Origin of the sequence: Spongiimicrobium sp. 3-5 (assembly GCF_046557915.1) — a bacterium.
In the GTDB taxonomy this organism is placed as follows: Bacteria; Bacteroidota; Bacteroidia; order Flavobacteriales; family Flavobacteriaceae; genus JBHEBG01.
Map to the genome: position 1 here is coordinate 610,780 of NZ_JBHEBG010000002.1, position 18,025 is coordinate 628,804.

An 18,025-nucleotide genomic window follows, 5' to 3' on the forward strand; every position below is an offset into this window, starting at 1 on the left:
TTTTTATTTTGTAGCTTCCAAAATTACCTTATCAGTTTTTTGTATTTGATTCGCTTTGGAATTAAATCACCTCCCAAACGTTTCTTTTTATTTTCCTCATAATCGGAAAAGGAACCCTCAAAGAAATACACTTGCGAATCTCCTTCAAAAGCCAGGATGTGGGTACATATCCTATCTAAGAACCAACGATCGTGGGAGATTACTACGGCACAACCCGCAAAATTCTCTAACCCTTCTTCCAATGCCCTTAAAGTATTTACGTCCAGATCATTAGTAGGTTCATCCAAAAGAAGCACATTGCCCTCTTCCTTTAGCGTCATAGCCAAATGCAGTCTATTACGCTCTCCTCCGGATAACATGTTCACTTTTTTATTTTGCTCACTACCAGAAAAATTGAACCTACTTAAATAGGCCCTGGAGTTTACCTGTCTTCCCCCCATAAGTATAAGTTCTTGGCCATCGCTAAAATTTTCCCAAATGGTCTTTTCTGGGTCTATATTGGAATGACTTTGATCTACATAAGCAATTTTGGCCGTATCTCCCACAACAAACTCGCCCTTATCTGGGGTTTCCTCTCCCATTATCATTCTAAATATCGTGGTCTTTCCGGCACCATTTGGACCAATAATACCTACAATACCCGCTTGTGGTAAATTAAAGCTCAAGGATTCATAGAGTAACTTATCATCATAACCTTTGCTTACCTCCTTGGCCTCAATTACATTGGTCCCCAAACGTGGTCCGTTGGGAATATATATTTCTAATTTATCATCGAGTTGTTTTTGGTCCTGACTCAAAAGCTTATCATAATTTTTTAAACGTGCCTTTTGTTTTGTTTGTCGACCCCTGGCGCCTTGGCGTACCCATTCGAGCTCGCGTTCCAAGGTTTTTTGCCGTTTGGAAGCCGTTTTACTTTCTTGCGCCAAACGTTTCGATTTTTGATCTAACCAACTAGAGTAGTTACCTTTCCACGGTATACCCTCTCCCCTATCCAGCTCTAAAATCCATCCCGCAACATTATCCAAGAAATACCTATCATGTGTTACGGCAATAACGGTTCCTTTATATTGGGCCAAATGATGTTCTAACCAATGAACGGATTCCGCGTCCAAGTGATTGGTAGGCTCATCCAACAGTAAGATTTCGGGTTCTTGCAATAGCAATCTGCATAGTGCCACACGCCTTCGTTCCCCTCCAGATAATACCGCTATCTTTTTGTCCGGTTCCGGAGTGCGCAATGCATCCATTGCGATTTCCAATTTCGTATCCAACTCCCAAGCATTGGAGGCATCTATCTTATCTTGAAGTTCTGCTTGCTTGTCCATCAACTTTTGCATCTTGTCCGCATCTTCGTAAACTTCTGGTAGCCCAAACATGTCGTTGATCTTATTATATTCGTCCAGGATTGCTACAGTCTCCGATACCCCTTCCTTAACAATTTCGAGCACGGTCTTGCTTTCGTCCAATACGGGCTCCTGTTCCAAATAGCCTACATTGTATCCGGGAGAGAAAACAACATCTCCCTGATAATTTTTATCTACCCCTGCAATAATTTTAAGTAAGGTAGACTTACCAGATCCGTTAAGGCCTAAGATCCCGATCTTGGCTCCGTAAAAAAAGCTGAGGTATATATTTTTTAATACCGGCGTATTCGCCGTTTTAAACGTTTTGGTAACCCCGGACATGGAGAAAATTACCTTCTTATCGTCGGACATATCAATAAAAAATTGTGGTTAATTATTAAATCGAAAAGTTTTGTGCCTTAGGAATTGGACAGATCCAAAAGTCCAATTCTTAAAATTTAAACGTTGTATTTAGTGATTGTCTGCGTTGCTTAAACCCTTCCTTTTAGCGCATTAAACACCCAGGCAATAGCAAAAAAACCAATACCTACGGCAGCAAATCCCCATCCTGCAACGTCATCATATCTAAATGCGCCAAGGGCAATTAGTGATACTCCCACAACGACCATTATAAAAGTAGCCCATGCAAGCACGGTATTCTTATTCATTCCCATTTTTGTTTTTGTTAGATTGGTGGTTGTCCAAATATCGTAAATTTATAAGGATTTCATCCCTTCTAAAAACAAAACTTCTTTATTCGAACGGAAAAACAACCCCTACTTGTTTACGAACTTCATCTAGCAGTTGCACTAAATCCCTACTGTTTTGATGCGACCAAAGTTCGCTTTCCAACTTGTTGTCCCTTAAACACTGATGTACCTCAATAATTTCGTGGGTATATCCTTTTCCCAATGGTGGAGTATCAAAATGGGTAAGCTCTCCATCCTTTTCCAAGGAGTAGGACGAAGACTCGTGCCAACGTGGGTTAATAAAGATTGTTCCATTTTCTCCTGATATTTCGGCCTTCATTTCCGATTTGGATGTTAAACCACTATACAAAAGGGCCTGAGCGCCTTCGTAGCTAAAAATCATGGATGTCTGCGATTCAATGCCCGTTTCGTAAAAACTAGCGCTAGCCAAGATAGTTTTTGGTTTCCCCAATAACAGATAGGCCAAAAATATTGGGTATATCCCAATATCCAACAAAGATCCTCCGCCCAAGGCCGGGTTTAGCAGACGACCTTCCCGATCCCTGTCCAATGCCGGAAATGCAAAATCGGCATGTAGGTATTTAATTTCACCTATTGCTCCTGCTACCTCTATGGAATGTTTTACAGATTGGATAGTAGGATTAAATCGGCTCCATAGAGCTTCCATTAAAAAAACCCGTTGCTCATTGGCGGTCAAGATCATTTTATCCACCTCCTTACCATTAATCCCTATTGGTTTTTCGCATAAGACATGTTTTCCGTGCTGCATTGCCGCGATGCTAAGGGCGGCATGTGAGGTGTGTGGCGTAGCAATATAAACCACATCTACATCTTCGCACTGAAAAAGTTCGTCATAACTGCCAAACATGTGATCCGATCCATAAAGAGTTCCAAATTCTTTGGCTTTCTCCAGGTTTCTAGAAGCAACGGCCACCAATTGGCCGTCCGTTACCAAACTTAAGTCTTTGGCAAAATGATGGGCAATATTGCCCAATCCTATAATGCCCCAGCGTATTTTATCCGTCATTTTACTTTGATATTTTGTCAAAGTTAATCAATATTACTCCTTATATTTATCCTTGTCATAGAAATTGAAAACCGAATGGATATCACCTTCAACAAAAACGAAGATCACAATAAATTACAGCTATCCCAATTACGAAAAAAACTTGCCGCGGTTGCCTTGGGAGGCGGCAAAAATCGTATCGAAAAACAGCATTCCCAAGGAAAGATGACCGCTAGGGAGCGCATAGATTATCTTTTGGACACCAACAAGGACTGTGTGGAAATTGGTGCACTTGCTGGGGAAGGCATGTATGAAGAGCATGGAGGCTGCCCTTCTGGTGGTGTAGTGGTAAAAATAGGCTATGTGCATGGTAGACAGTGTGTAGTGGTAGCCAATGATGCCACCGTAAAGGCGGGAGCTTGGTTTCCAATAACAGGGAAAAAGAATCTGCGTGCCCAAGAAATAGCTATTGAAAATCGCTTACCCATTATTTATCTGGTAGACAGTGCGGGTGTGTATCTCCCTATGCAAGATGAGATTTTTCCGGACAAGGAGCATTTTGGGCGAATTTTTAGAAACAATGCCATAATGAGCAGTATGGGTATAACCCAGATAGCCGCTATTATGGGTAGTTGCGTAGCTGGTGGGGCATATTTGCCCATTATGAGTGACGAGGCCCTAATTGTAGATAAAACAGGTAGTATATTTTTGGCAGGAAGTTATCTGGTGAAGGCGGCAATTGGGGAAAGTGTAGATAATGAAACCCTAGGTGGTGCCTCTACCCATTCGGAAATCAGTGGGGTTACCGATTATAAGGCCAAAGACGATAAGGATGCTCTAGATACCATTAAAGGGATTATCAATAAAATGGGTGCAAGTGAAAAGGCCGGGTTTAATAGGGTGGCCGCCAGTAACCCTAAAGAGAAAAGTGCCGATATTTATGGTCTGCTACCAAGTTCTAGAACGGATCCCTACGATATGCAGCAAATTATTCAACGCTTGGTAGATAATTCCGATTTTAAACAATATAAGGAGGGTTATGGCAAGACCATTTTAACCGGATATGCCCGTATAGATGGCTGGGCCGTGGGAATTGTTGCCAACCAGCGTAAAGTGGTAAAGACCAAACGAGGAGAAATGCAATTTGGAGGTGTAATCTATTCCGATTCTGCGGACAAAGCCACAAGATTCATTGCCAATTGCAATCAAAAGAAAATACCTCTAGTATTTCTACAAGATGTCACCGGTTTTATGGTGGGCAGTAAGAGCGAACATGGGGGCATCATAAAAGATGGTGCCAAAATGGTGAATGCAGTTAGCAATTCTGTTGTCCCTAAATTTACTATAGTTGTAGGCAATAGCTATGGTGCGGGTAATTATGCCATGTGCGGAAAAGCCTATGACCCTAGATTAATTGTGGCCTGGCCCAGTGCCTCACTGGCCGTAATGAGCGGTAATTCCGCGGCCAAAGTACTTTTACAGATTGAAAAAGCTTCACTTAAAAAAAAGGGAGAAACCATAACGGCGAAAAAAGAAACCGAACTTTTTGATAAAATCAAGGAAAGGTATGACAATCAGATTTCTCCATACTATGCCGCCGCAAGATTATGGACCGATGCTGTAATTGATCCTATTGAAACACGAAAGTGGATTTCCCTTGGCATAGATGCCGCCAACAATGCTCCAATAACAAAGCCTTTTAATATGGGGGTATTGCAAGTGTAATCCGTTATTGTATATTCAGCTTTAAAAACTGGATTTCCGATCCCGATTCTTGCAATCTAATAATATGGGTTTCACTTCTTTGCCCCGGCTTTCCAAATTGGTATTGTACTGTACACTTTAGAAAAGTTGCGGTTTTGTCCGATGGTGTTTTATTGCCCAGATATTTTACGTTTATGGTCCATGACCCTTTGAACTCATCCCCGGATATCTCAAACTGCTCGGTACTATTCCCATATTCGAGTTCTTGCCGTAACCTATCCCTATTGGCAACTTCGGTATGCTCCCATGTAAAAAACCTTTTGGAAGGATTTACAAATTGGAGTTCGAACAAACCATCCTGATTACTCCACTCAAAAACCAATCTAGCGTCGTAACGGATGTTGTTCATAAACTTGGGATCAACCTTTGATAGATCCAACTCTTTTTTATGGTTAAAAATCAAGTTCCTGATTTCGTGCCCTACAATTTTGTCCAGACTGGAGAAATCCAAGGTTGTATTCATAGAACCATCGGCTATTTTACCGAGCATATCCAAGGCAGTCTGAAAATCTCCTATGTTTTTATGAGCCAGGGCCATGTCCAAATAGGCCTGTGTTCTATTGGGGTACAACTCCAACACCTTAGTGGCGACATTAAACTGAAGCGCGGTATCTTTAAGGGTCTCTGCCTTAAGCCTCATCCCTCCCAAAGCTCTTAAATCTGGTGTTTCTTGCTCTAAAACATTGGACAACACCCTATTTGCCAATGCCACATTGGAGTTTCTGAAAAAATCGGAAATATCAATAAAATATTCGGGTAGTTGCGCGTATTGATGTCTTTGTTTCAGATATGCCCTATACGCTTGCTCTATGTCTTTTTCCTTTTTTAGTTCCTTTAAATAGGGCGTTACCAAAAGTTTATTTCCAACCTTTAGTTTCCCCTCAAAAACATTGTCCGTAAGCAGTGCCAGGTCTTTTTTCTGTTTTCCCTTTTTAAACGAAGCTGTCTTGGTTTCAATAAGAATAACACCATTGCTACCCAGGCTTCCATATCTGTTTGTTGCTGCAAGGCCCTTAAGAACGGTAATATTGGCCACGTCGTTAGGATTTATAAACCCAGAACTCTGAACTCTACCACTACTGTTGTAGAAGCTCGAATTTGATTTTGACATGGGCACTCCGTCAATTACCACCAAGCCATAGTTGTTGGAAAGAATGGAGCTTTTTGGTCTAATCTCAGCTTGCGTCAGGTCTTGATTCTGTGCTACGGTAACACCAGAAAATTTACCTTGGACAGCCGTGGCAATATCTGTATTAATTTCTGTGATCTCTTCATCACCAATTGTTTGTACCGCATAACCCACTGCATCCTTATTTTTAACCCCAAGGCCTGTGGTTGTTCCTTCTTGAGGTTGCTCCTTCTCTTCGGTAAGCACTACCTCATCCAGGCGAATTCCTGTTTCCTCTAACCAAACATCTATATTTTTACCAACACCTAAAAGTTTTTCTGCCTTGGCCCCCGTACTTGTTGTTACGACTAAGACATCGCCAGGGTTGGCATTTAGCCGATAACTGCCGTCGGCATTGGGTTTCATGCTAAAATCGTACCTGTCTTTGATGCTAATGGTAATATCCTCTACAACATCATAATTGTATATCTTTCCAAAATATGTGCTTTCTGAAGGCCTAGTCCCGACAGTATTTTTGGAAGCGGAAAGATTTACATAGTCCGCTTTGTTCAACACGGTCAGCAATGCTAGATTGGTCTTGTCAAATTTTTTGCTGCTGTTTACGATAGTTACATTACCATCAAAAATAGGATTGGCAATGTTTATGTTTTGATATCCATCGGTAAAAAGCAAAACATCCCCCCCATTGCCGTAATCGGATAACGACTGGTACGAAGTAGCACCGTCATAATCCAATTCGCCAAGCTCATTTTTTAATTGATTCCAATCGCCCCCTTCTATGCGATAAGTACGCTTCCCGACCAAATCTGTATTGAAAAGTAATAAGGTAACTTCTGCATTGGGGTTTTCACTAAAATATTCTTGTAAAAAACGCTCTTCCTTAGCACTATCCCTATGTAATCTGGAGGCGGAAGTGTCCCAACAAATAACAACTTCTTTTTGTGGGCTGGATTGGGCCTGTAGCCCACCGCTTGCAGTTAAACATAATAACCAGCACAAAAGTATAATTCTCATAATTTGGTATCTTATCAATTGCCTTGGTGGCTTTTTGGTCTTGGGATCAACAAAAGTTCCGTCTGTCTGCCATTTACATATCTAAAGCCGTCTTCACCGAAGTATCCGGCCTCTTCCAACATAATCCGAATATCTCGTTTCCAAGCCGGTACCGTTACCGTGGTATTAAGTTCAATGGCATAGACAGTTCTAGGATTTAAAGGATAATTTTCCCCATCGTCTTTCATTACACCTCCTTGGGAATCCCACATACCAATGGTAGTCCCGGCAGAATGTCCGTACAACCCTAGTGGATGCGTGTAAATGGCAGGTCTTAAACCTGCTGCCTTGGCTTCTTTAAGGGAAAGTGCCAAAATTTCGTTTCCGGTTCTACCTGCTTGCATGTTTTTGGTTAAAAAATCCTGAACCTTGTTTCCATCTTTTAAGGCATCTTTTAGGAACTCTGGTGCTTCTTGTTCTTTTGGTTTCAACACATATGCCAATTCCTGACAGTCTGTATTCAATCTTAAATAAGTAATTCCAAAATCGCAATGTAGCAAATCTCCCGGTTGAATAATTTCATCATTGGGCCTGCCAGAGAAGGAGTACAAATGTCCCACAAGCTCTTCGCTGGTTCGCTGCACGTCTACGGTTGGGTGAAACCAAGTCTCCAATCCTAAATCCGTAACTCGCTGCCGCATCCACCACTCTACCTCGGTGGTAGTTGTAACACCAGCCGTAATCACTTTTTCTGAAAATGCCTCGGCAATAATATCATGGGTTATGTCTACCAACTGATTGTAAATAACCATTTCCCGTTCTGTCCTTGTCTCTATCCATCGTACAGCCAACTGCTCTGCAGAAACTACTCTAGCTTGGTATTTCTTTGGCAAGTACTGCATAAGCTCGTCATAATCGGTTTTATCCAACCCATCGGCTATATTGAAGTCCTTAGAGAAATTAAGGCCAATTTTTTGCGGTTGTCGTTCCTCTATCAGTTCCATTAATCTTTTCCATTGATCTGGCTCTTTTTCCTTGTCCCAGGCAGATTGAATATTGGTCCCAACATTATATCTGGCCACTGCCAGTTTTTCAATACTATTTTTGTTTTTATTGCGATAGAACAATAGAATGGTTCTCCTCCTGGCATTTAACCAAGTTGCCGGCAACATGGTCTTAAGTACTGGGTCTTCATTATACTCCCTAGAGATAAGTATCCACATATCTATATTGGCCTGGTCCATTAATTGGGGCAATAGATTATTGAATTTGTCCGCAAGTATCTCATCGATTACTTGAGCTCTTTCACTTTCGGGAAGAATTTGTTGCGCTTCTGCACGTGCAAAGCAACATACAAAACATACTAAAAGTAATTTTTTCATAGGTTTGGTTTGATGAATGAAAATACAAAATCTAAAGAATTTAACCCGTTATCGTAGTTCTTTAATTGAATCAAGGGTTTGCTTCCTCTGAATTTTTCCTGTTTTAGTTTCCAAGAATTTGTTTACCGACACAATTTGTTTAGGAATTTCATATTGGGTAAGCTTGTTGGATGCTTTAATTTTACTTAGTATTTTTTCGGTATCTGTATTCCCTTCCAGAACCAACACCAATTTATGCCCTAAACTTGGGTCGGCCACACCTGCTACAAAAAACCTAGTGCTCAAAAGGTCCGATAATTTCGCTTCGATCTGTTCAGGGATAAGTTTAACCCCGCCCGAATTAATAACGTTATCGTAGCGCCCCAACCATTGGAATTCCGAATTGGATACCAAAATTACTATGTCATTGGTAATAACAGGTTCTTGTGTGAGGTGTGGTGCGGATATCACCAGGCAATTGCGTTTGTCCTTTGAAATGGCAACCTCGGGTAATACTCTAAATGGTACTTGCTCTAGAGAAGCATCCTTGCCATTGATGCGTTTGGCCGCTATATGGGTAATTGTTTCGGTCATCCCATAGGTTTCAAAGACCCTAGGCTTTTTTGATCGAAAGGTCTTTTTTAGCTCCGGGGATATTGGGGCTCCCCCTATAATTAGCGTTTCTATACAATCTATGGTGTCCACGGAGTTTTCTGCCTGCAGAGGTACCATAGCACAAAAATCATAAGTAGTAGTGTTGTCCTTTATTGGTTTGGAGCTTGGGGTAACATACGTAAGTTCTAACCCCAATATCATTGCCCTAACCAACATCATTTTTCCGGCTATATTGGCTGCCGACAAACATAGCAAAGCAGAATTTCCAACGGAGAGTCCGAAGAAATCTCCTGTAGCGATGGCCGAATGTACCATAGCCTGTTTTGACAGTTCCAATATTTTTGGTTTCCCCGTAGATCCCGATGTTTGTACGGTCAGTGTAGGGGCTTCGGACAACCAGTCCAAAAGAAAATCCCCAATGAGCAGTTCCTCATCATTTCCCTCTTTTACCAAGCTGTAGCTAACCTCCTTTAGCTCTTCTTTGGAGTAAGAAATGCCATTTAGTTTAAATCGATTATGGATTTTACGATAATTGGGTGTCATTTAGTTCTAATTTGGCCATCTCGGCTTCGGCAATAACCTTTCCTGTAAGTCGGTCTTTCCAATTTTTCCATCCATATTTTTTAGAGAACACGAGCAACAGCAATGGGTATATTACCAACACGGGTACAAAAATATCCCATCCCAATGTTGGCTCCGAAATATCTTTGTAAATGGAATGTGTTTGGAAAGCGGTCCAGTCAGATGTTAAAAGTAGCGCTCCTATAAGATTGTTGGCTGCATGGAATCCTAAGGCCAATTCCAATCCTTCATCCATTAGGGTAAGAATCCCCAGAAAAAATCCCGTTCCAATGTAATATACCATAACGCCATAACCCAATTTCTCCACTTCGGGGTTACCCAAGTGCATCAACCCAAACAATACAGAAGTTACGATCAGGGGTACCCATCTGTTTTTGGCCATAAGACCTATTCCCTGCATCATATATCCCCTAAACATATATTCCTCAAAACTGGTCTGCAGTGGAATTAAAAGAATGGCAATTATCGCCAAAATTAAAAAGGGAATTAAATTAAAATTAAAAGCGTAACTATCCGGGGACAAGAAGATATCGGTGCCTATCAATACCACGGTAATTATGCTCCAGAGTACAAACGCGAAAAGTATCCGTTTCCAATCAATACTTTGTCTGGATGTAGTGAGCGATCTAATGGATTGGGAATGAACTAGTTTCACCCAGCCAAGAACCACAAAAAAAGCAGCTGCCAAAGGGCCAAGAAGTAACACAAGAACTACATTAGACCCCAGCTCTGCTATTAGGTCTTGCATAATTTGATCGGTGCTTACGGGTGAATACTGAATGGAAATATAATTGAATACCATTAAGCCAATAAAGCCCAATGGTAATATCAAATAAATCCACAGGGCCGCATTTCCTTTATATCCTTGTTCTATATACATAAATTCTTAATTAAATCTGGTTCCCAGTCGTTATCATTTTTATAATATAAATTACCATTTTGTACGGTCAGAGGGCTTTCAAAATTATTGGTGAAGAGGCTTCCAGTCCCCAGACCCTGAGGTAATTTAGTTTTTAGACTATAGGTCCATTGGGCTATTGCATTTAATCCTATATTGCTTTCCAGAGTGCTGGTAATCCACCAACCGATATTATACTTCTCTGCCAAACCGATCCATTCTTCGCTTCCGTGAAACCCGCCTACCAAACTCGGTTTCAAAATTATATAATGCGGCTTTGTGGTTTGTAGCAATTGTTCTTTTTTAGTTGCATCAAAGATACCTATCAATTCTTCATCCAACACAATAGGTATGGGTGTTTTATTGCAAAGTTCTTTCATATCCGGCAGATTTCCAGGCTTTATGGGCTGTTCTATGGAATGTAGGCCATACTTGGCCAATATATGCAATTTCTCCATGGCTTCGTAAGGTGAAAACGCACCATTGGCATCTACCCTAAGTTCTATATCGTCCGCGGAATAATGTTGTCTTATAGAAGAAAGCAGGGAAACTTCAGTACCGAAATCTATAGCGCCTATTTTCATTTTAATGCACCTAAAACCCGCTTGCAGTTTTTGGTGCAACTGCTCCAACATAAATTTTTCATCGCCCATCCAAATAAGTCCATTGATTGGGATTGGTGCTTCATTGTCCGTAAAACTGGAAGGAAATAGTACATACGGACTATTGGATGCCAAGGAGATAAAAGCTTGTTCAATTCCAAATTGAATACTGGGATAATGCATTAAAGCGGACCACAGGGCTTCCTTACCCAAGGCAATATTATCACAGGCCCATTGCAATTTGCTTTCGTATTCTGGCCTGTCGTCAATGCTTAGTCCTTTTAACAACCCACATTCGCCAATACCATACCTGCCTGCTTTTTCCAGAATAAGGAACCATGTCTCTTTTTTAGTCATGATACCCCGGGAAGTTCCACTGGGCCGCTTAAAATCTAGAATATATTTTTTATAGGAAGCCTTCATACAATGCAGCCAAATTTAGCTATATTTTGTATGATAATTAAAAGGAATGTTCAGGGATTGTAAATCATATGATTTGCCAAATTCTACCGGTATTGGCTACAACTTACAAAGAGAGGGCGAGTTTATTTAAAATTAAACCAAAAACGGACCCCTTCTACAGTTTTATCAATGTTTAAGGTAGATTGTAATTGATTTACCAGGCGGTTCATTAAACGTATGCCCATAGAAGAATTTGTACGCTCATCCGTATCCTCTGGCAAACCGATACCATTGTCTGTATATTCAAAAAATCCGTGTTCGCCGTTTTTTCTTAAATGTATGTAGATCTTTCCGTTATCGTTGTCTTCCGGGAAGGCATATTTAAAAGAGTTGGAGACCAATTCATTTAGGATTAGTCCAAAAGGAATGGCACGATCTATATCGAGCTCCACGTTTTCGGAATCTATGGTAATATTGATACTGTTGGCCCCTTTCTTGAAAACCGATTGTACGCTATTTACCAGGCTTTCTATATACCCTTGCATCTCTATTACGGACAGGTCATCATTTTGATATAGTTTCTGATGTATTAAGGCCATAGCCTTTACCCTACTCTTGCCCTCTTCCAATGCTTCTATGGCAGCCTTGCTTCTTGTATTTTTTGTTTGCAAACTCAGTAAGCTTGATACCATCTGTAAATTGTTTTTTACCCGATGATGAATTTCCTTAAGGAGGGAATCTTTTTCTACCAAAGAGTTCTCAATGATGTGCTTTTGCTCCGCAATTAAACGCTGGTTTTTAATACTCTTTAAGTAGGCATAGACCAAGCCTGCAAAACCTAGGAGTGTAAATACCAACGATATGAATACCAAGTTGATACGTTCATCCTTAGCCTGCATTTCATTTCGGGTGCGCTCCATCTCCAACTTCTGCTCATCGATCATTTTTCTGGTGTTCGCAAAATCGTACTCCGCTACCGCGGCAAGTTGTTGTTTTTTTAACGAGGTGTCGTTCGTATTTATAGAATCCCGGATACGTACATTTTTGCGTAAAAAGAAGGTGGCATTTCTATAGTCCTCTATTTTATCATAATAAGCGGCCAAAAGTCTGTTTTTCTTTAAGGCGTGCTCCGTTTTGGTTAAAACAAGATCGGAATCTAGATAATCCTTTGCGGTATCATAATTCTCTAACTGTAGGTGGCAGTCGGCCAACTCCAGACTATTTTCAATAACATCTACGGAGTACTTACCTATATTGTTTTCCCTGATGGTAACAATACTATTTTCCAGCCAAGGAACGGCCTCTTCAAACCGTTTAAGCTGCACGTAGCATTTCCCGATATTCCCCTCGATGATTCCTTTAAGGAGGTTACCTTTTAGTAGTTCTTTTTCTGTTTTTACATTGGTAATATCGTTAAGGTACACGTCTATATACCCTTTTGCCTTTTTAAGATTGGTGAGTGCCACCGAAGCCGATTTATCTAGGCGAAGGTAATTGCCAACATTGTTATTATACTCCGCGGAACCATAGAGATCGGCATCATCTACGGTTTTCTTTACCTCCATGATATAATCGTTCATGGCTTTACGGTGAAGTCCAAGGTTAGAGTAAATGTCGTAGAAGGCAATTTTTTCGGAGATTCCGAGTGTTTTCTTTTCTTCCCGGATCTCTAGTTGCTTATCGTAGAACAACAACTGGGCGTAGTTATTATCCATAAGATCGAGCAATATTTTTGTTGTGTCGAAATCTAGTTTCTCTTTCACCCCATATAATTCATTGGCAATCGCTAAACTCTTGTCATAGTCACCAAGATCGTAGTAGATTTGGGACCTCATAATTTTGTACTGTCTTATCTCTACAGAATCTTTTGTTTTCTGTGCGCTATTGAGGTAAACGTTTACGGTATCTAACCAATCATAAGCAGAGTTTTCGTTATATCGGTTAACAGTATTGAAGAAAAAAGCAAACTTGTCTTTAGCTGTATTTGTACCTTGAAATTTTTTTAAGAGATTTTCATCGAGCACAGTAGAATCCTGGGCCAAGGTTGTTACCGAGGTCAGAAGACAGATAAAACATAAAAACAGCATTTTGCCAAACGCGCTTACCATAGTGTACTAGGAAATATATTAGGTTTTTACCAATGCTAAATTAATTTCAAGAATTACCAGTGGTCCAAAACAATAGGTAAACCTACCATTATAAAATGTTACCGTTAAATTTTTGTTGTAAAGTGAATTGATTATGTGGTGTAAATTTAGTTTTGTAAAAAAATCTTTTTTAATCATTTTTAAGCTTATTATCGCCCTTTACATAAGGCCCATTCCAATAATTTACCTTGAACTTTGCAGTAACCAAGGAACATACTAAAGGCTACGCAAAATTTGCATAGCCTTTTAAGTAAACACTATAAGAAAATGGTAAGATTTGGGTCGTTTATAATAACAATTCAAATGTATTATAACCAATGATAAAATTTAGATTATTGTTGTATAACCCCCAATTTTTGTTGTGAAAACGGCTTGGGCCGGTGAAACGTGCACTTTATCGGTTTTTTATGCATTTCATGGATTACCTAAGTTTGCTAGGTTAGCCGTTATACTATTTATTTCCGCGGACAAACTAAAAAGAGCCTTATCTTTTAAGACAAGGCCCTTTTACGAGAACACTATATGAAAATGAAAAAATTATTGATTCGTAATTTGTACTTCAGTAATACAAGGCTAAAGTAGTTTAAACAACCACCAGGGCAAAAATAATGTTGTGAAGTGACCAGGTATTGTGGTGTGTCATCGATAAAGTGTTATCACCGTAAAATTCCTACAAGGGAAACTAAAACTTGTAATACTACAAAACGAAATATTGACCGGTGCTAAGAATTCATCGCCGAGATGATAAACTCCTTAAAATCCTTGGAGATCGGAATTAGGGTATTGTTGATCATAATATCCTTGGAGTTAATGGCATCTATATGATCTACGTTTACGATGTATGATTTATGTGCCCTATAAAATTTCTTTTGAGGCAATTTCTCTAAATAATCCTTCAAAGGAGATCTTACCAAAAACTTCTTGTCTACGGTATTCACCTCCAAATAAACGTTATCTGCCTTAATGAACTGTATATCCCCGAACTGAATGCGGTAGTACAAATGTTGTTTCTTAACAAAGATAGAATCCTTTAAAACGGAATTGGACATTAATTTACCATCTTCTTCATCGTCTATACTGCCCGCTTTTCCATCGTACTTAAAATTGGAAAGTGCAATTTCTATGGAGGTATACAGGTCTTGTTGTTCAAAAGGTTTTACCAGATATCCATTCGGTTTTACCGTTTTGGCGTTTTCCACTGTAGCCCTGTCGGAGTTGGAGGTAACAAAAATAAAGGGGATGTTGTAGTTTTCCCTTATATGTTTTCCAAGATCTATACCTGTTTTATCAGAGGCAAGGATAATATCGATTAAAACCAAATCAACATGTTGGGTCTTAAGCACCTCCTCAGCCTGCTCATAAACAATAACATTGTCTACAATCTCATATCCAATCTCTTCCAACATAGATTGCATATCATCCGCAATAATGACATTATCCTCTACGATAAGAATTCTAATAGGTTGCTCCAATTTGGTTTATTTAGGTTGTTTATATCTCAAATTTACAAAAAATTATTATAACAAAAATAAAACAACAAGGCTAGCAAAAACGTGCTCAGGGCAAGCTTCTTAAGCTCTGGGTCCAATAAAACCGGTTGCTGCACGGATCGTACTTTTTTCAAATGCAAAAAAATAGGGATAAAGGCCAGTAGCGGAATGCCATTTTTCCAACTCTCAAAATTAGCTGTTACGAAGACCAACATACCTATAAATGCTAGTACCAGAAGTGTATAATGATAAATTTTACCATTTTTAAAACCCATTTGTACCACTAGGGTTTTCTTGCCCGCATTTTTATCCGATGCAAAGTCGCGCAAATTGTTGAGATTTAGTACTCCTGTACTTAAAAGTCCAATGGTAATGGCCGGTAGTATAGCTTGAGGTACTAAAAACTTAGTGTAAAGAAACATAGATCCCAAGACACCCAAGATACCAAAGAACAAAAAAACGAAAATGTCTCCAAAACCTTTATAACCGTAAGCAGAGCTCCCAACGGTATATCGGATTGCGGCCCATATGCTAAGTATTCCCAGCAGGGCAAAAATTAAGAGATATAACAAATATTGTGTGCCAAAGGCGTAGTAAACCACAGCAAGCACCAAAAGTAAATTTATGAAGCATGCGATGATTATACCTCGTTTTAGTTCTTTTCTGGAGAGTAGACCACTTTGATAGGCACGCTTAGGCCCTATGCGCTCATCGTTATCCGTTCCTTTAACACCATCGCCATAATCGTTGGCAAAGTTGGATGTAATTTGAAAGCCCAAGGTGGTTGCCAAGGCTAAAACGAATATGGTAGTATTGGAGTGGCCATAAAAATTGGCCAGGGCTGTGCCCACGATTATTCCTGAAATTGAAAGCGGAAGAGTTCTAAACCTTGCAGCGCTTAGCCAAGCTTTAATTTTGGTCAAAATTAATAAGGATCCTCTATTTTAAGGCGTTTTCCATCTTGGTAAGAAGCAACAAATGCATCTTCGAAACCCATTTTTACCAATTGATATCTAAAGGACCTTGCTTCTTCCAAGGTTTCAAAATTGCCTAAGGAATAGGAATAAAAAGGATTGGTTTTAACAAACAGCGTATTGCTAAGTGCCTCCGAAGCCAGTGTCATGTTATTATCAACAAAAGATTTTACCTGTACCGAGTATACCTTTTCCTTATCCAAAAATTTCTTGGCAAGGTAAAATTCTTTAACTAAGCTTAATTCTTCGTTCTGCTGTTTAAGGTTATCTATACGAGTTTTAATAGCGTCTAAACTATCTATGGAAACCAAAAGATTAGGTGTGCTTTCGTAGGTATTGGAACTACTAAGCCCCGCGGTAAAGGAAGTAATGGCCAAAGTGCCAATTAGAAAAAGGGCGGTGATACCCGCTAGAATATTTCGCTGAAGTTTGTTCCGCCTTAATTCTTTATTCTTAAACTTAATCTGGTCTAAAAGTCGTTCGTTAATGATTTGGGCCTTGTCGATATCTTTGTGAAGCTCCAGTAAATCGCTTTCTTCAATAAATGGCATATGCTACATTAGTTTTTGGGGATTCTTTCAGTTTGTCAGTATAAAATCATTGTTCAACAAAATTCTACATCTGTGTTACAAAAATAGACGTTTTGCGATAACAAAAAAATAAAAACGCAATTTTGTACGTCTTATATCCTTGAATTTCATAAGATTAAAGGAATTTAACTTACTAGTTAAATTAGACCCGGGTTATTCTAATCCCATCCGATCCAATTTCGATCTTCCGCTCTTTGTACAATGCGCCAATTCCTTTCTTAAAAACCTTTTTGCTAAGTTGCAGTACTTCCTTTATTTCTTCTGGGTCGGATTTATCATGTAAGTTTAGGAATCCGCCTTCGGCCACCAATTTTTCGTATATTTTTTTGGCTGCAGGTTCTAATCCGGCGTAGCCCAGTGGTTGTAAAGAAACATCAATTTTATTATCGGGTCTAATGTTTTTTATGTACCCCTTCATTTTATCACCTATCGCAATTTTTTTAAAAACTTCATTACTAAATACCAGTCCCTTATGCAGCTGGTTAATGATAACCTCCCAGCCAAGGTCTGTGTTTCTGGTAATAATAATGTCGACCTCATCATTTGGTTTAACCGTTAACTCTTCATTGCTTACAAACCTGTCCAATTTGTTGGACCCAACAAGTCTAAACGATTGCTCGTCCAAAAAGCAATGGATTACATACCACTGATTTTCTTGCATATTGCTTCGCTGCTCACTAAAGGGTACCAAAAGATGCTTTTCCAATCCCCAATCCATAAAGGCACCAAATTTGTTCACCTCCGCCACTTTTAATAGTGAAAAACCATTTCTAATAATATAAGGCTTCAGGGTTGTAGCAATAGGGCGTTCTTCATGATCCAAATAACAAAAAATACGGAGATCGTCCCCTATTTCGTAGCCCTTGGGAACATATTTATTGGGTAACAGTACATCATGGCCTTCTCCGTCGGTCAAAAAGATACCGACGCTGGTGTCCCTGTCTATTTTTAAGGTATTGTAATTTCCAAGTTCGATCATGGCGCAAAAATACGCTTTAAAAATGGTCATAAAAAAGCCGTTCGGTAAAGAACGGCCTCATACTCTTCAAAGAATTAGTTGTAAACACTTTCTTTGCTAAAATGTTTGGCAAGCATATAGTAGACCACCGCCCTGTGTTTGTTTTTTTCGGAAGCGCCATACTTTTGCAGTACTCCATTTACAGCCTTCATAAGCTCTGGTCCTTCTGCCATACCCAGTTTTTTAATTAGAAAGTTGTTTTTTACGGTCTCCAATTCTTTTTCATCGGAGCTAGATACCTTGGAAGAATCCCTGTTGTATATGGCAGGGCCCAAACCTTTGGCTACTTTGGTCAGCAAATCCATATCGGGGGTTTCCCCGAATTTCTCCTTAATGTCCTCGGCGTATTTAACAATTAACTCATCTCGTTTGCTCATAGTGGTCAGCGTTCTTGTATTAAT

15 protein-coding genes are annotated in these 18,025 nt (G+C 39.7%); 1 reads left to right on the plus strand and 14 read right to left on the minus strand.

What is annotated here, in order from left to right:
• Window positions 1–23 precede the first annotated feature (23 nt).
• The 3 genes from ettA to ACEQ81_RS10905 form a co-directional block, all read right to left on the minus strand.
• Window positions 24–1,715 (minus strand): energy-dependent translational throttle protein EttA, encoded by a 1,692-nt coding sequence (ettA, locus tag ACEQ81_RS10895; protein WP_411030921.1) that lies wholly within the window; start codon window positions 1,713–1,715, stop codon window positions 24–26.
• A gap of 119 nt (window positions 1,716–1,834) precedes the next feature.
• The gene (locus ACEQ81_RS10900; RefSeq protein ID WP_411030922.1) at window positions 1,835–2,017 is read right to left on the minus strand and encodes a CAL67264 family membrane protein; all 183 of its coding nucleotides are present in this window, start codon (window positions 2,015–2,017) and stop codon (window positions 1,835–1,837) included.
• Between the two features lie 79 nt (window positions 2,018–2,096).
• The gene (locus tag ACEQ81_RS10905; RefSeq protein WP_411030923.1) at window positions 2,097–3,080 is read right to left on the minus strand and encodes a Gfo/Idh/MocA family protein; all 984 of its coding nucleotides are present in this window, start codon (window positions 3,078–3,080) and stop codon (window positions 2,097–2,099) included.
• Window positions 3,081–3,155: 75 nt separating this feature from the next.
• Here ACEQ81_RS10905 and ACEQ81_RS10910 point away from each other — a divergent pair, with 75 nt between their 5' ends.
• The gene (locus ACEQ81_RS10910; protein ID WP_411030924.1) at window positions 3,156–4,784 is read left to right on the plus strand and encodes an acyl-CoA carboxylase subunit beta; all 1,629 of its coding nucleotides are present in this window, start codon (window positions 3,156–3,158) and stop codon (window positions 4,782–4,784) included.
• Between the two features lie 4 nt (window positions 4,785–4,788).
• Here ACEQ81_RS10910 and ACEQ81_RS10915 read toward each other — a convergent pair whose 3' ends face one another.
• The 11 genes from ACEQ81_RS10915 to ACEQ81_RS10965 form a co-directional block, all read right to left on the minus strand.
• Entirely contained in the window at window positions 4,789–6,966 is a 2,178-nt protein-coding gene (locus ACEQ81_RS10915; RefSeq protein WP_411030925.1) for a TonB-dependent receptor plug domain-containing protein, read from the minus strand.
• A 14-nt stretch (window positions 6,967–6,980) separates the two neighbouring features.
• Window positions 6,981–8,327, minus strand: a complete 1,347-nt coding sequence (locus ACEQ81_RS10920) for a M24 family metallopeptidase (RefSeq protein ID WP_411030926.1) — start codon at window positions 8,325–8,327, stop codon at window positions 6,981–6,983.
• Between the two features lie 48 nt (window positions 8,328–8,375).
• Window positions 8,376–9,464, minus strand: a complete 1,089-nt coding sequence (locus tag ACEQ81_RS10925) for an AMP-binding protein (protein ID WP_411030927.1) — start codon at window positions 9,462–9,464, stop codon at window positions 8,376–8,378.
• The gene (locus ACEQ81_RS10930) at window positions 9,445–10,383 is read right to left on the minus strand and encodes a CPBP family intramembrane glutamic endopeptidase (RefSeq protein ID WP_411030928.1); all 939 of its coding nucleotides are present in this window, start codon (window positions 10,381–10,383) and stop codon (window positions 9,445–9,447) included. The genes ACEQ81_RS10925 and ACEQ81_RS10930 overlap by 20 nt, the downstream gene beginning before the upstream one ends.
• Window positions 10,374–11,426 (minus strand): o-succinylbenzoate synthase, encoded by a 1,053-nt coding sequence (locus ACEQ81_RS10935; protein WP_411030929.1) that lies wholly within the window; start codon window positions 11,424–11,426, stop codon window positions 10,374–10,376. Before ACEQ81_RS10935 ends, ACEQ81_RS10930 begins: the two co-directional genes overlap by 10 nt.
• Before the next feature lie 122 nt (window positions 11,427–11,548).
• Window positions 11,549–13,492 carry a sensor histidine kinase gene (locus ACEQ81_RS10940; RefSeq protein ID WP_411030930.1) on the minus strand — a complete coding sequence of 648 codons (1,944 nt, stop codon included), beginning with the start codon at window positions 13,490–13,492 and terminating at the stop codon, window positions 11,549–11,551.
• A 782-nt stretch (window positions 13,493–14,274) separates the two neighbouring features.
• A complete protein-coding gene (locus ACEQ81_RS10945) occupies window positions 14,275–15,024 on the minus strand; it encodes a LytR/AlgR family response regulator transcription factor (RefSeq protein ID WP_411030931.1) in 750 nt (249 codons plus the stop codon).
• 32 nt (window positions 15,025–15,056) lie between these two features.
• Window positions 15,057–15,965 (minus strand): 1,4-dihydroxy-2-naphthoate octaprenyltransferase, encoded by a 909-nt coding sequence (gene menA, locus ACEQ81_RS10950; RefSeq protein WP_411030932.1) that lies wholly within the window; start codon window positions 15,963–15,965, stop codon window positions 15,057–15,059.
• A gap of 2 nt (window positions 15,966–15,967) precedes the next feature.
• Window positions 15,968–16,567: an SPOR domain-containing protein gene (locus ACEQ81_RS10955; RefSeq protein WP_411030933.1), complete on the minus strand. Its 600-nt coding sequence runs from the start codon at window positions 16,565–16,567 to the stop codon at window positions 15,968–15,970.
• 181 nt (window positions 16,568–16,748) lie between these two features.
• A complete protein-coding gene (locus ACEQ81_RS10960; protein ID WP_411031044.1) occupies window positions 16,749–17,585 on the minus strand; it encodes a S1 RNA-binding domain-containing protein in 837 nt (278 codons plus the stop codon).
• A 74-nt stretch (window positions 17,586–17,659) separates the two neighbouring features.
• Window positions 17,660–18,001: a DUF2853 family protein gene (locus tag ACEQ81_RS10965; RefSeq protein WP_411030934.1), complete on the minus strand. Its 342-nt coding sequence runs from the start codon at window positions 17,999–18,001 to the stop codon at window positions 17,660–17,662.
• Between the last annotated feature and the right edge of the window lie 24 nt (window positions 18,002–18,025).

Bases quoted from the DNA above. Each gene is read 5' to 3' on its own strand.
- ACEQ81_RS10915 (WP_411030925.1), bottom strand. From the start codon at position 6,966: ATGAGAATTATACTTTTGTGCTGGTTATTATGTTTAACTGCAAGCGGT.
- ACEQ81_RS10940 (WP_411030930.1), bottom strand. From the start codon at position 13,492: ATGCTGTTTTTATGTTTTATCTGTCTTCTGACCTCGGTAACAACCTTG.
- ACEQ81_RS10965 (WP_411030934.1), bottom strand. From the start codon at position 18,001: ATGAGCAAACGAGATGAGTTAATTGTTAAATACGCCGAGGACATTAAG.
- ettA (WP_411030921.1), bottom strand. From the start codon at position 1,715: ATGTCCGACGATAAGAAGGTAATTTTCTCCATGTCCGGGGTTACCAAA.
- ACEQ81_RS10920 (WP_411030926.1), bottom strand. From the start codon at position 8,327: ATGAAAAAATTACTTTTAGTATGTTTTGTATGTTGCTTTGCACGTGCA.
- ACEQ81_RS10910 (WP_411030924.1), top strand. From the start codon at position 3,156: ATGGATATCACCTTCAACAAAAACGAAGATCACAATAAATTACAGCTA.
- ACEQ81_RS10960 (WP_411031044.1), bottom strand. From the start codon at position 17,585: ATGATCGAACTTGGAAATTACAATACCTTAAAAATAGACAGGGACACC.
- ACEQ81_RS10905 (WP_411030923.1), bottom strand. From the start codon at position 3,080: ATGACGGATAAAATACGCTGGGGCATTATAGGATTGGGCAATATTGCC.
- ACEQ81_RS10925 (WP_411030927.1), bottom strand. From the start codon at position 9,464: ATGACACCCAATTATCGTAAAATCCATAATCGATTTAAACTAAATGGC.
- ACEQ81_RS10935 (WP_411030929.1), bottom strand. From the start codon at position 11,426: ATGAAGGCTTCCTATAAAAAATATATTCTAGATTTTAAGCGGCCCAGT.
- ACEQ81_RS10930 (WP_411030928.1), bottom strand. From the start codon at position 10,383: ATGTATATAGAACAAGGATATAAAGGAAATGCGGCCCTGTGGATTTAT.
- ACEQ81_RS10955 (WP_411030933.1), bottom strand. From the start codon at position 16,567: ATGCCATTTATTGAAGAAAGCGATTTACTGGAGCTTCACAAAGATATC.
- ACEQ81_RS10900 (WP_411030922.1), bottom strand. From the start codon at position 2,017: ATGGGAATGAATAAGAATACCGTGCTTGCATGGGCTACTTTTATAATG.